Source organism: Mycobacterium sp. NTMscope_Eco_3 (assembly GCF_976985685.1).
In genome coordinates this window covers 3,737,989-3,750,654 of the sequence record NZ_CDRJYZ010000001.1, presented here as the reverse complement: position 1 = coordinate 3,750,654, position 12,666 = coordinate 3,737,989, and the positions used below count along the sequence as shown (strand labels likewise).

The 12,666-nt window shown below is 69.1% G+C and carries 13 protein-coding genes and 1 pseudogene; 9 read left to right on the top strand and 5 right to left on the bottom strand.

Going from position 1 to position 12,666, the window contains the following annotated elements; translation table 11 throughout:
• Positions 1-25: 25 nt before the first annotated feature.
• The 4 genes from AC0KTM_RS17180 to AC0KTM_RS17165 form a co-directional block, all read right to left on the bottom strand.
• Positions 26-394, bottom strand: coding sequence for a VOC family protein (locus tag AC0KTM_RS17180; protein WP_472416232.1), 369 nt, complete (start codon positions 392-394; stop codon positions 26-28).
• Positions 395-415: 21 nt separating this feature from the next.
• Positions 416-844 (bottom strand): DUF6188 family protein, encoded by a 429-nt coding sequence (locus tag AC0KTM_RS17175; protein ID WP_225328592.1) that lies wholly within the window; start codon positions 842-844, stop codon positions 416-418.
• Positions 845-901: 57 nt separating this feature from the next.
• Positions 902-2,665 (bottom strand): DEAD/DEAH box helicase, encoded by a 1,764-nt coding sequence (locus AC0KTM_RS17170; RefSeq protein ID WP_225328591.1) that lies wholly within the window; start codon positions 2,663-2,665, stop codon positions 902-904.
• A gap of 101 nt (positions 2,666-2,766) precedes the next feature.
• A complete protein-coding gene (locus AC0KTM_RS17165; protein WP_472416229.1) occupies positions 2,767-3,561 on the bottom strand; it encodes an alpha/beta hydrolase in 795 nt (264 codons plus the stop codon).
• A 195-nt stretch (positions 3,562-3,756) separates the two neighbouring features.
• Here AC0KTM_RS17165 and ffh point away from each other — a divergent pair, with 195 nt between their 5' ends.
• The 4 genes and pseudogenes from ffh to AC0KTM_RS17145 all read left to right on the top strand — a co-directional run bounded on the left by ffh (position 3,757) and on the right by AC0KTM_RS17145 (position 9,085).
• Positions 3,757-5,322 carry a signal recognition particle protein gene (ffh, locus tag AC0KTM_RS17160; protein WP_225328589.1) on the top strand — a complete coding sequence of 522 codons (1,566 nt, stop codon included), beginning with the start codon at positions 3,757-3,759 and terminating at the stop codon, positions 5,320-5,322.
• 42 nt (positions 5,323-5,364) lie between these two features.
• Positions 5,365-6,553 (top strand): annotated as a pseudogene (locus AC0KTM_RS17155) (metal-dependent hydrolase family protein).
• A gap of 140 nt (positions 6,554-6,693) precedes the next feature.
• Positions 6,694-8,490 (top strand): N-acyl-D-amino-acid deacylase family protein, encoded by a 1,797-nt coding sequence (locus tag AC0KTM_RS17150; protein WP_338341719.1) that lies wholly within the window; start codon positions 6,694-6,696, stop codon positions 8,488-8,490.
• A gap of 1 nt (position 8,491) precedes the next feature.
• Positions 8,492-9,085 carry a TetR/AcrR family transcriptional regulator gene (locus AC0KTM_RS17145; protein WP_238956488.1) on the top strand — a complete coding sequence of 198 codons (594 nt, stop codon included), beginning with the start codon at positions 8,492-8,494 and terminating at the stop codon, positions 9,083-9,085.
• Positions 9,086-9,101: 16 nt separating this feature from the next.
• On the opposite strand, the gene AC0KTM_RS17140 is transcribed toward AC0KTM_RS17145, so the two are convergent.
• Entirely contained in the window at positions 9,102-9,989 is an 888-nt protein-coding gene (locus tag AC0KTM_RS17140; RefSeq protein ID WP_238956487.1) for a D-alanyl-D-alanine carboxypeptidase family protein, read from the bottom strand.
• A 59-nt stretch (positions 9,990-10,048) separates the two neighbouring features.
• Between AC0KTM_RS17140 and AC0KTM_RS17135 the strand changes: the two genes are divergently transcribed.
• The 5 genes from AC0KTM_RS17135 to trmD all read left to right on the top strand — a co-directional run bounded on the left by AC0KTM_RS17135 (position 10,049) and on the right by trmD (position 12,663).
• A complete protein-coding gene (locus AC0KTM_RS17135) occupies positions 10,049-10,468 on the top strand; it encodes a nuclear transport factor 2 family protein (protein ID WP_238956486.1) in 420 nt (139 codons plus the stop codon).
• A gap of 160 nt (positions 10,469-10,628) precedes the next feature.
• On the top strand, positions 10,629-11,150 hold the full coding sequence (gene rpsP / locus AC0KTM_RS17130) for a 30S ribosomal protein S16 (protein ID WP_238956485.1): 522 nt from the start codon (positions 10,629-10,631) through the stop codon (positions 11,148-11,150).
• Positions 11,151-11,158: 8 nt separating this feature from the next.
• The gene (locus tag AC0KTM_RS17125; protein WP_003878715.1) at positions 11,159-11,401 is read left to right on the top strand and encodes an RNA-binding protein; all 243 of its coding nucleotides are present in this window, start codon (positions 11,159-11,161) and stop codon (positions 11,399-11,401) included.
• 23 nt (positions 11,402-11,424) lie between these two features.
• Positions 11,425-11,940, top strand: coding sequence for a ribosome maturation factor RimM (rimM, locus tag AC0KTM_RS17120; RefSeq protein ID WP_225328584.1), 516 nt, complete (start codon positions 11,425-11,427; stop codon positions 11,938-11,940).
• A 9-nt stretch (positions 11,941-11,949) separates the two neighbouring features.
• Positions 11,950-12,663, top strand: a complete 714-nt coding sequence (gene trmD / locus AC0KTM_RS17115) for a tRNA (guanosine(37)-N1)-methyltransferase TrmD (RefSeq protein ID WP_238956484.1) — start codon at positions 11,950-11,952, stop codon at positions 12,661-12,663.
• The last annotated feature ends 3 nt before the right edge of the window (positions 12,664-12,666 follow it).

The window sequence follows — 12,666 nt, the reverse complement described above, 5'->3', positions numbered from 1 at the left end:
CGGCGCCCCAACGACGGCCCGGTGATCAGTGCAACTTCTGGGCGAACTCGATGATGTTGCCGTCCGGGTCGGCGATGTGCAGCGTCCTTTCCCGCCATGGCCGGTCCACCGGTCCGGTGAGGATCTCGACACCGAGGGCCCTCAACCGTTCGGCCTCCTTGTCCACGTCGTCGGTCAGGAACCCGATCTCGCCGCACGGCGGGTCGCCGCCCTCGCGGCCGATGAGCGACGGAAGGTTCGACCGTTCGAACAGCGAGAACTTGGTGTTCGCCATCTCGAACTCGACGTAGCCATCGCCTTCGATGCGCACCTCGAGCCCGATCACGTCGCGGTAGAACGCCACCGAGCTGCTGAGCGATTCGACATACTGGATGACGTAGTCCACGCGACGCATGAAATACACCCACGCGCCGGCTCAGCGGTCGCCGTCGGCCCCGGCCGTATCGAGGCGAACGACCCGCATTTTGCCGTGCGCGAGGCAGGCGGCGTAGCCGTGGTACTTGCTATACAGCTCCCACGCGGTGACGTTGTCGTTCGACGGCACGTCGATCCGGTGACCGTCGGAGAACTCGAGATGGAGATCTCCGGCGTCGTTCCAGACGGCACCGGTGCAGGTTGACCCGGAGAAATCGAAGAGCGGACGCAGTTGGTTCGCCGGGTCGTTCGGGTCGATCGCGATCACTTCGGCGGGCGAGGTTTCGATGGCCGGCAGGGTCAGACGCATCGGTGCCGTAATCACAAGTTCGTTGTAGTCCTCGAAATTCAGTACCAGACCGTCGCGGAACATGATCCGCTGCACCGCACAGCCTTCGAGCCACTGCTCGATCACTTTCTGTTCGGTCATAGATTCCACTCTGGCCCCAATTTGTCACATGCACAAGCGTGCCGGGCACGCCCCGGCTCAGGACTGCTCGGCGTTGAGCCGGCGCACGGCGTCGATGCGCGCCCGCAGCTGTTCGCGGCTCGCCGCCGCGATCGGGGGACCGCCGCAGCGGCGCCGCAATTCGTTGTGAATCCAGCCGTGCGGCTTGCCGGTGCGGTGATGGGCGATCGAGACCAGGGCGTTGAGCTCGCGGCGCAGCTCCCGAAGCTGGCCGTGCACCGTCACCGACGGGGGTTCGACGGACCCCGGCGATCCGGCCTCCTGGTGCAGTCGGGCCCGCTTCTGCAGCTGTTCGTCCTGGCGCTGGTGCAGCAGCGCGCGCATCTGCTCGGCGTCGAGCAGGCCGGGGATGCCGAGGTAGTCGGCCTCCTCGTCGCTGCCGGCCGGAGCGGCGGTGCCGAACGACGATCCGTCGAAGATGAGCTGATCGAGCTCCGCGTCGGCGCCCAGCGAGGTGAATCCCTTGTCGAGGTCGGTCTTCTCGTCCTGCGCCTTGGTGGCCGGATCGCCGTCGAGGGGGTCGCCCTCGGATTCCCGGTGCGGCTCGCCGAGCACGTGGTTGCGCTGGGTTTCCAGCTCGCTGGCCAGCTGCAGCAGGTTGGGCACCGACGGCACGAAGATGCTGGCGATCTCGCCCTGGCGCCGTGACCGCACGAAGCGGCCGATGGCCTGGGCGAAGAACAGTGGGGTCGAGGCGCTGGTGGCGTAGATGCCGACCGACAGCCGCGGCACGTCGACGCCCTCGGAGACCATGCGCACCGCGACCAGCCAGCGGCTGGTGCTGGCCGCGAATTCGCTGATGCGCGCGGAGGATCCGGGGTCGTCGGAGAGCACCAGCGTCGGCGCCTCGCCGGTCAGCTTCGTCAGCAGGGTGGCATAGGCGCGGGCCGCGGTCTGATCCGAGGCGATGATCATGCCGCCGGCGTCGGGCACATGCGTGCGCAGCTGGCGCAGCCGCAGATCCGCGGCGGTGATCACCGCGGGCATCCACTCGCCAGCGGGATCCAGCGCCGTGCGCCACGCCCGCGCGGTCTGCTCGGCGGACAGCGGCTCGCCCAGTCGGGCCGCGTGCTCCTCGCCGGCGCTGTCGCGCCATCGCGCCTCCCCGGAGTACGCGAGGAAGACCACGGGCCGGACCACGCCGTCGGCCAGGGCGTCGGTGTAGCCGTACGTGTGATCGGCCTGCGACCGCCGTATGCCGTCGGGACCGGCCTCGTAGGTCACGAACGGGATGGGGCTGTCGTCGCTGCGAAAGGGCGTGCCCGTCAGCGCGAGCCGGCGGGTGGCGTCGTCGAAGGCCTCGCGGATGGCGTCGCCCCAGGTCTTGGCGTCCCCGCCGTGATGGATCTCGTCGAAGATGACCAGCGTCTTGCGCTGCTCGGTGCGGACGCGGTGCAGCGTGGGGTGCGCGGCGACCTGAGCGTAGGTGACCATGACGCCGTGATACTCCGGCGCGATCCGCGGGTTGCTGTTGGAGAATCTCGGGTCCAGGGCGATGCCGTGCCGCGCCGCGGCCTGCGCCCACTGCACCTTGAGGTGTTCGGTGGGGACCACGACGGTGACCTGCTCGACGGCGCGCTGGGCGAGCAGTTCGGCCGCCACCCGCAGCGCGAACGTCGTCTTGCCGGATCCGGGGGTGGCCACCGCCAGGAAGTCGCGCGGCTGGCCGGCGAGGTATTTGACGAGCGCCCTGCGCTGCCAGCCGCGCAGCACGGTGGTGCCGCTGTGGTCGCTGTGGTCGGTGTCGGTCCGCGCTTGGATGCTGCTGGCCGGCATCGACACAGGCCCCCCAATCGTTGCTGTTCGACACGGCCAGCTCGGTTGAGTGGCGGCTGTGAAATCTAGCACGCCAACGCTTTTCGGTGTTGGAGCGACTCGACTCGCTATCGCGCGTGGGTCACCGGTTCGTGGGCTTGCAGCCAGTCGCGGATGCGTTCGGCGACGTCGGCCCAGCCCGGTTCGAGCATCATGTTGTGGCCCATGGGGAAGAATTCCGGCTCGGTTCCGTAGGCGCGCGCCGTGTTACGCACCTCGCGGACGCTAACGAAGCCGTCGTACTCGGCGCCCAGGACCAGGATCGGCGTCGTCACCCGCTTGGTTTTGACGCGGCGGATGATCGGATCGGTCATGGCGGCCCGAACGCTCTCGGCCCCGGCCTGTTGCCGGCAGGCCTCGACGACGTCCTCGGGCGTGTCGGGGCAGAACAGGTACTCGCGGGCCAGCGCCGGGGTGGCGAGGAATTTCAGCAGCGTGGGATCGCTCCACGATTCCATCGTCATCGACGGCCGGCGGCGCCAGACCCGCAACGCCAAGGTGAGCACGCCCTGCGGCGGCACGGAGCCCACCAGCACCGCGGCCGGGGCGCTGCGGTCTTCGAGGTAGCGCTGGATCACGAAGCCGCCCAGCGAGTGTCCGATCAGGATCGGCCCGCCGCCCAGGTCGTCGGCCACCGAACGGACGTCCTCGATGTAGTCGGCGATGGACACCTTGCGCAACGGCTTCGCCGTGGGGCTGGTGCCGTGCCCGCGCAGGCTCACCGCGACCGTGCGGTAGCCGGCGTCGGCGAAGAAGTCCTGGAAGTGTTCCCAGCACCATGCGCCGTGCCACCCGCCGTGGACGAAGAGCAGCGGCACTGGATGCGCTTCGGTGCAGGACCCTTTGTCGATCACCTCGAGCACTCGACCATTCAAACCCGCTCGCCGTCCCCGCGTGACTGAAATTACGAACATCGTTCGCGGCGTGTCGTGTGCGTGGTTGCAGTGTCGCGTCGAGGGGCGACGACGAGTCCGCCCCACCGGGCTCACTCGGCCCGATGAGTGGTGACCCGCTGCGCCCCGCGGCGCGGGGCTGGCGATCACCACTAGGCTGGCGGGGTGTTTGAATCGCTGTCCGACCGATTGACCGGCGCCCTTGCCGGGCTACGCGGCAAGGGTCGACTGACCGACGCCGATATCGAGGCCACCACCCGCGAAATCCGGTTGGCGCTGCTGGAAGCCGACGTGTCGTTGCCCGTGGTGCGCGCCTTCGTCACCCGGATCAAGGACCGCGCCAAAGGCGCCGAGGTCTCCGGTGCCCTCAACCCGGCGCAGCAGGTCGTCAAGATCGTCAACGAAGAACTCGTCGGCATCCTGGGCGGACAGACCCGGCAGCTGGCGTTCGCGAAGACGCCGCCGACCGTCGTGATGCTCGCCGGTCTGCAGGGTTCCGGTAAGACGTCGCTGGCCGGCAAGCTGGCCGCCTGGCTGCGGGGGCAGGGCCACACCCCGCTGCTGGTGGCCTGCGACCTGCAGCGCCCGGCCGCGGTGAACCAGCTGCAGGTCGTCGGTGAGCGCGCCGGCGTGCCGGTGTTCGCGCCGCACCCCGGTGAGTCTCCGGAATCCGGGCCGGGCGACCCGGTCGCGGTCGCCGCGGCGGGGATCGCCGAAGCCAACGCCAAGCATTTCGACGTCGTCATCGTCGACACCGCCGGCCGGCTGGGCATCGACGACGAGCTGATGGCCCAGGCCGCGGCCATCCGCGACGCCGTCGACCCCGACGAGGTCCTGTTCGTCCTGGACGCGATGATCGGCCAGGACGCCGTCACCACCGCGGAGGCCTTCCGCGAGGGCGTCGGCTTCACCGGTGTGGTGCTGACCAAGCTCGACGGCGACGCCCGCGGTGGGGCGGCGCTGTCGGTGCGCGAGGTCACCGGTGTGCCAATCCTTTTCGCCTCCACCGGCGAGAAGCTGGAGGACTTCGACGTCTTCCACCCGGACCGGATGTCCAGCCGCATCCTGGGCATGGGCGACGTGCTCAGCCTGATCGAGCAGGCCGAGCAGGTCTTCGACGCCGAGCAGGCCGAGGCCGCCGCGGTCAAGATCGGCAGCGGCGAGCTCACGCTCGAGGACTTCCTGGAACAGATGCTCGCCATCCGCAAGATGGGGCCGATCGGCAACCTGCTGGGCATGCTGCCCGGGGCCGGGCAGATGAAGGACGCGCTGGCCCAGGTCGACGACCGTCAACTCGACCGCCTACAGGCCATCATCCGCGGCATGACGCCCGCCGAGCGCGCCGATCCGAAGATCATCAACGCGTCGCGCCGGCTGCGCATCGCCAACGGTTCGGGCGTCACGGTGTCCGAGGTCAACCAGCTGGTCGACCGCTTCTTCGAGGCCCGCAAGATGATGTCGTCGATGCTCGGCGGCATGGGCATCCCCGGGATGGGCCGCAAGTCGGCGACGCGCAAAGCCAAATCGGGCAAGGGCAAGGCGGGCAAAAAAGCCAAGAAGGGCGGACGCGGCCCGACCCCGCCCAAGGTGCGCAACCCGCTGGGCGCCGGGATGCCGGGCATGCCGGCCGGGTTCCCCGACCTGTCGCAGATGCCCGAGGGTCTCAACGAGCTGCCGCCCGGGCTGGCCGACTTCGACCTGTCCAAGCTGAAGTTCCCGGGCAAGTCGTGACGATCGCGAGCGCGGCGGAGCCGGGCGAAGCGGGTCGTCACCATTGGACCGGAACGATCGCGAGCGCGGCGGCGGGGGCACCTCCCGCTTGCGGGGGACCGGGCGAAGCGGGTCGTCACCATTGGACCGGAAGCAGGTAGCCGCCGCCGTGCGCATGCACGTGCGGGGCGTGGCACTGCCCGACGAGACCGAGATCCAACTGTGGATCGTCGACGGGCGGATCAGCACCGAACCGGTCGCCGGCGCCGACACCGTCTTTGACGGCGGGTGGATCGTGCCCGGGCTGGTCGACGCCCACTGCCACGTCGGCCTCGGCCAGCACGGCGAGATCCCCCTCGACGAGGCGGTCGCCCAGGCCGAGATCGAACGCGACGTCGGCGCGCTGCTGTTGCGGGACTGCGGTTCGCCCACCGACACGCGCAGCCTCGACGAGCGCGACGACATGCCCCGCATCATCCGCGCCGGCAGGCATCTGGCCAGACCCAAGCGTTACGCGGCGGGCTTCTCGCGCGAGCTGGAAGACGAGTGGCAACTGCCGGAGGCGGTGGCCGAGGAGGCGCGCCGCGGCGACGGCTGGATCAAGCTGGTCGGCGACTGGATCGATCGCGGCGTCGGCGACCTCGCGCCGCTGTGGTCCGACGACGTGCTCAAGGCCGCGATCGAAACCGCCCACGCCCACGGCGCCCGGGTCACCGCGCACGTCTTCAGCGAGGACGCGCTGCCCGGCCTGATCAACGCCGGCATCGACTGCATCGAGCACGGCACCGGGCTGACCGACGACACCATCGAGCTGATGGTCGAGCGCGGCACCGTGTTGGTGCCGACGCTGGTCAACGTCATCGAGAATTTCCCCGGGATCGCCGAGGCCGCCGCCAAGTATCCGGCCTACGCCGCCCACATGCGCGACCTGCATGCGCGCGGCCTGTCGCGGATCGCGGCGGCCCGGGAAGCGGGCGTGCCGATCTACGCCGGAAGTGACGCCGGCACCATGGTCGCCCCCGGCCGCATCGCCGACGAGGTCGAAGCGCTCAAGGGCATCGGGATGAGCCCGACGCAGGCGCTGGGCGCGGCGTGTTGGGACGCGCGGGGCTGGCTCGGACGCCCGGGGCTCGATCACGGCGCGTCGGCCGACCTGCTGTGCTTTGCCCGCGACCCGCGGTCGGGGCCCGCCGTGCTGAACAATCCCGATCTGATCATGTTGCGCGGCAAGATTTTCCGTTCACCGGCGTAGCCGGGCGCGTCGCCGTCGTCGCCGCGGCTCGGTGACGCAGACTTACCAGCAGGCGGGGGCGCCGCTGCCGCGCTCGGAAAAGATTGCGAGTGCTTGCTATCTATGTTAGCGTTCGGGCAACCGCGACTTGGGGGAAGCCAATGGCCTACGACGTGATCGTTCGTGACGGATTGTGGTTCGACGGCACCGGCAGCGCGCCGCTGACCCGCACGCTCGGCATCCGCGATGGCGTCGTGGCCGCGGTGTCGGCCGAGCCGCTGGACGAGACCGGCTGCCCCGAGGTGATCGACGCGGCCGGCAAGTGGGTCGTGCCCGGCTTCCTCGACGTGCACACCCACTACGACGCCGAGGTGCTGCTGGACCCCGGCCTGCGCGAGTCGGTGCGCCACGGCGTCACCACCGTGCTGCTCGGCAACTGCTCGTTGTCGACGGTCTACGCCGATTCCGAGGACGCCGCCGATCTGTTCAGCCGGGTGGAAGCGGTGCCCCGCGAATACGTGTTCGGCGCGTTGAGTTCGGGCAGGACCTGGTCGACGGCGGCGGAATACGTCAAGGCGATCGATGCCCTGCCGCTCGGCCCGAATGTCGGTTCGCTGCTTGGTCATTCGGACCTGCGCACCTCGGTGCTCGGACTGGAACGGGCCACCGACCCCGCGGTCCGGCCCACCGACGACGAGCTGGACAAGATGGCGGCGCTGCTCGACGAGGCGCTCGACGCCGGGGTGCTCGGCATGTCCGGGATGGACGCGGCCATCGACAAACTCGACGGCGAACGCTTCCGGTCCCGCGCCCTGCCGTCCACGTTCGCGACCTGGCGGGAACGACGCAGACTGATCAAGGTCCTGCGCAGGCGCGGCCGGATTCTGCAGAGCGCGCCGAACCTGGAGAACCCGATCCTGTCGCTGATGTTCTTCTTGACCAGCAGCCGAATCTTCGGTCGCGGCAAGGGAGTCCGGATGAGCATGCTGGTCTCCGCGGACGCCAAGTCGATGCCGCTCGCCGTGCACACGTTCGGGTTCGGCACCCGGGTCCTCAACAAGCTGCTGCGGTCCAGCGTGCGATTCCAGCATCTGCCGGTGCCGTTCGAATTGTATTCCGACGGAATCGATCTGCCGGTGTTCGAGGAGTTCGGCGCGGGCACCGCCGCGCTGCATCTGCGTGATCAGTTGCAGCGCAACGAACTCCTGGCCGACGAGGCCTATCGCCGTCGATTCCGCCGCGAGTTCGACCGCGTCAAGCTCGGGCCGTCGCTGTGGCACCGCGACTTCCACGACGCGGTGATCGTCGAATGCCCCGATAAGTCGTTGATCGGCAAGAGCTTTGGCGCGATCGCCGACGAGCGGGGCCTGCACCCGCTGGACGCGTTCCTCGATGTGCTCGTCGAGAACGGCGAGCGTAACGTCCGGTGGACCACCACCGTGGCCAACCACCGGCCCAAGCAGCTCGACAAGCTCGCCGCCGACCCCAGCATCCACATGGGCTTCTCCGACGCCGGCGCGCACCTGCGCAACATGGCCTTCTACAACTTCGGACTGCGCATGCTCAAGCGCACCAAGGACGCGCAGGCGGCCGGCGCGCCCTTCCTCTCGACCCAGCGCGCGGTGCACCGGCTCACCGGCGAACTGGCCGACTGGTTCGGCATCGACGCCGGCACGCTGCGGCAAGGCGATCGTGCGGATTTCGTCGTGATCGACCCGGCCGGTCTCGACGAGTCCGTCGACGGCTACCACGAGGAAGCGGTGCCCTTCTACGGCGGCCTGCGCCGCATGGTCAACCGCAACGACCACGCCGTCGTCGCCACCGGCGTGGGCGGTGTCGTCGTGTTCGGCGGGGGCCAATTCCGGGACGGCTACGGGCAAACGGTCAAGTCGGGCCGTTACCTGCGGGCCGGTGAGCGCACCCGTCGGCCGCAGGGCGCCGCGAGGCGAAGCGCCTGACATGGCGAGGACTCAGCAACAGCGCCGGGAAGAAACGGTCGCGCGACTCCTCGACGCCTGCATCGCCACCATCATCGAGGTCGGCTACGCCAGGGCATCCGCCGCGGTGATCACCAAGCGGGCCGGCGTGTCGGTCGGCGCGCTGTTCCGGCACTTCGACACCATGGGCGATTTCATGGCGGCCACGGCGTCCGAGGTGTTGCGTCGCCAGGTGGAGGCTTTCACCAAGCGAGTCGCCGAAATACCCGCCGACCAGCCGCCGCTCGAGGCGGCGCTGGTGATCCTGCGCGACATCACCAGCGGCGCCACCAATGCCGTCATCTACGAACTCCTGGTCGCCGCCCGCACCGACGAAAAGCTCAGGGAGACTTTGCAACACGAGCTGGGGCAGTATGCGGCGAAGATCCACGACGCCGCCCGGGCGCTGCCGGGAGCCGAGCACTTTCCGGACGACACCTTCCCGGTGTTCGTGGCGCTGATGACCAACGTGTTCGACGGCGCCGCCGTGGTGGAAGGGGTGCTGCCCCAACCGGAGATCGCGGCGCAGCGGATCCCGGTATTGATGACGCTGCTGACCGCGGCGCTGCCGAATTGAGTTGCGCGAGCGGCGATTACAGCGAGCCGATGCCGGCCTGCGGGCTTTGCTCGAATCCCCAGTCGAAGAGCGTCGCCGCCTGATCCCAATACGACGGCCCGCCCTCTTTCACCAGCCCGTACATCATGGCGATCACCAGCCGGCGGCCACCGCGCGCGGCGGCGCCGACGAAGGTCTTGCGGGCGGCGTTGGTGAACCCGGTCTTGCCGCCGATCGCGCCGGGGTAGCGCTGCAGCAACTCGTCCTGGTTGGTGATGGGGTGGTCGCCGTTCTCGCCGGGGAACATCGCCGACGGTTCGGCGGTGATCTGCGCGAACACCGGGTTGGCCATCGCGGCGCGGAAGATGACCGCCAGGTCGTGCGCCGTCGACGAACCGGACCCGCCGGGGCCGTCCAGACCGGACGGCGTCGCCGCATGGGTGTTGGTGGCGCCCAGGGAGGCCGCCTTGGCGTTCATCTTGGCGACCGTGACCTCCGGGCCGCCCAGCATGTGGGCCAACGTGTTGGCGGCGTCGTTGCCCGAGACCAGCAGCAGGCCGTCGAGAAGTTGGCGCGCGGTGTACGTGCGGCCCGGTTTGACGCCGACGCAGTTGCATTCGACCTGGGTGTCGGCGACGTCGGCGACCACCGTGGAATCCAGGCTCACCGAATCCAGGACCACCTGGGCCAACAGCGTCTTGATGGTGCTCGCCGGCGGGTGGGCGACGTTCTGGTCGCGGCCGGCCAGCACCTGACCGCTGTCCAGGTCGGCGATGATCCAGGTCTGCGCCGGGCCGTCGGGGATGGGAATCGAGCCGACCGGTTGGCTGCTGTCGGCCCAGGACGTGGGCGCGGTAGCACCGCACGCCCCGGCGACGACCAGCGCCGCGGCCATCCTGGACACCGAGGCCATGAGCTTGCGCATGGGCCGAAAGTCTAACTTCCGGCCCTTTTCGGCGGGGATTTTCGTCTACTGTCCGATGCATGTTGAGCCTGGCCGAGATATCCGACCGCCTGGAGATCCAGCAGCTTCTGGTGGATTACTCCACCGCGATCGACAACCGCCGCTTCGACGACCTGGACCGGGTGTTCACCCCTGACGCCTACATCGATTACACGGCCTTGGGCGGCATCGAGGGCCACTATCCCGAGGTCAAGAAGTGGCTTTCCGAGGTGCTGCCCAACTTCCCGGTGTATGCGCACATGCTCGGCAACTTCTCGGTGCGCATCGACGGGGAGACGGCGTCGTCGCGGGTGATCTGCTTCAACCCGATGGTGCTCGGCGGCGAACAGGATCAGGTGCTGTTCTGCGGCCTTTGGTACGACGACGAGTTCGCGCGCACCCCCGAGGGCTGGCGGATGACGCGGCGGGTGGAGACCAAGGTCTTCCAGAAGGTGATGTGAGATTTCTGATCGCCGCCACTGGTCTGGCACAATAGGCGGCTGTCCGCCGAGCGATCACGCATCGCTTCGTGGTCAGACACGCGAGGCAAAACCGGATCCGGGCATTCCCGCCCCGATCGCTGAATTGCAGCGTGACACACACAGGAGAAGTCGCTTAACCATGGCTGTCAAGATCAAGCTCACCCGGCTTGGCAAGATCCGCAATCCCCAGTACCGCATCGCCGTCGCCGACGCACGGACCCGGCGCGACGGTCGCTCCATCGAGGTCATCGGCCGGTATCACCCGAAGGAAGACCCGAGCCTCATCGAGATCGACTCCGAGCGCGCCCAGTACTGGCTGTCCGTGGGCGCCCAGCCCACCGAGCCCGTCCTCAAGCTGCTGAAGATCACCGGCGACTGGCAGAAGTTCAAGGGCCTGCCCGGCGCCGAGGGCCGCTTGAAGGTCAAGCCCGCCAAGCCCAGCAAGCTCGAGCTGTTCAACGCCGCGCTGGCCGAGGCCGAAGGCGGACCGACCACCGAGGCCGCGAAGCCGAAGAAGAAGTCCCCGGCCAAGAAGGCCGCCAAGGCCGCCGAGGGCGAGGCCGAGCCCGCCGCCGAGCCTGCCGCCGAGACCGCCGAGACCAAGCCGGCTGAGGCGCCCGCCGAGGGCGGCGAGCAGGCCGAGTCGACCACCGAAAGCTGACCGCGGCGATGAGCACGGTTGTCGTTGACGCAGTTGAGCACCTGGTTCGCGGGATTGTCGACAACCCCGACGACGTCCGGGTGGACATGGTGACCAGTCGCCGGGGGCGCACGGTCGAGGTTCACGTCCATCCCGACGACCTGGGCAAGGTGATCGGCCGCGGCGGTCGCACGGCGACCGCGTTGCGCACGCTGGTCGCCGGCATCGGCGGTCGCGGCATCCGCGTCGACGTGGTGGACACCGACCAGTAGGCCGGCGCTCTCATGGAACTCCCTTGGAGTTGACCGTCGGGCGCGTGGTGAAAGCGCACGGCATCAGCGGTGAGCTGGTGGTCGAAATCCGCACCGACGATCCCGCCGCCCGGTTCTCGCCGGGTAACACGTTGCGGGCCAAGCCCTCCCGTGGGGGTGCGGAACGCAGCTGCGTGATCGAGACCGCGCGCGAGCACGGCGGGCGGCTGCTGGTGCGGCTGGCCGGCGTCACGGACCGCGACGCCGCCGACGCGCTGCGCGGCACCCTGTTCGTCGTCGATTCCGAGGACCTGCCCGAGATCGACGAGCCGGACACCTATTACGACCATCAGCTCGAAGGCCTACACGTGCGGACGATCACGGGCGAGGACGTCGGTGTCGTCGCCGAGGTCCTGCATACCGCCGCGGGGGAGTTGTTGGCGGTCCGGCGCGAATCCGGCGAGGTGTTGGTGCCCTTCGTGACCGCGATCGTCACCTCGGTGTCGCTGCGCGACGGCACCATCGAGATCGATCCGCCCGAAGGCCTGCTGGATCTGTAGGCCCGCGAGATGAGAATCGACGTCGTCACGATCTTTCCGGACTACCTGGATCCGCTGCGGCAATCGTTGCCCGGCAAGGCGATCCAGTCCGGGCTGGTCGATCTGGCCGTGCACGACCTGCGCCGGTGGACGCATGACGTGCACCGCTCGGTCGACGATGCGCCCTACGGCGGTGGCCCGGGGATGGTGATGAAGGCGCCGGTGTGGGGCGAGGCGCTCGATGAAATCTGCTCCGGCGAAACACTTTTGGTCGTCCCGACGCCGGCCGGCACCCTGTTCACCCAGGCCACCGCCGCGCGCTGGAGCACCGAGAAGCACCTGGCGTTCGCGTGCGGCCGCTACGAGGGCATCGACCAGCGGGTCATCGAGAACGCCGGGCGGCGGATGCGGGTGGAAGAGGTCTCGATCGGCGACTACGTGTTGCCGGGCGGGGAGTCGGCGGCGGTGGTGATGATCGAGGCCGTGCTGCGGCTCCTCGACGGCGTCCTCGGCAATCCCGCGTCGCGCCTTGATGATTCGCACTCGCCCGCCCTGGACCGCCGCCTCGAGGGCCCCAGCTATACCCGGCCGCCGAGTTGGCGGGGGCTAGAGGTCCCCGAGGTGCTGCTCTCCGGTGACCATGCGCGAATCGCCGCGTGGCGCCGGGAGATCTCCCTGCAGCGCACCCGCGAACGCCGCCCCGAGCTGCTTGAGCCGGGCCGTCGGCTTGAGCCCGGCGACTAACCG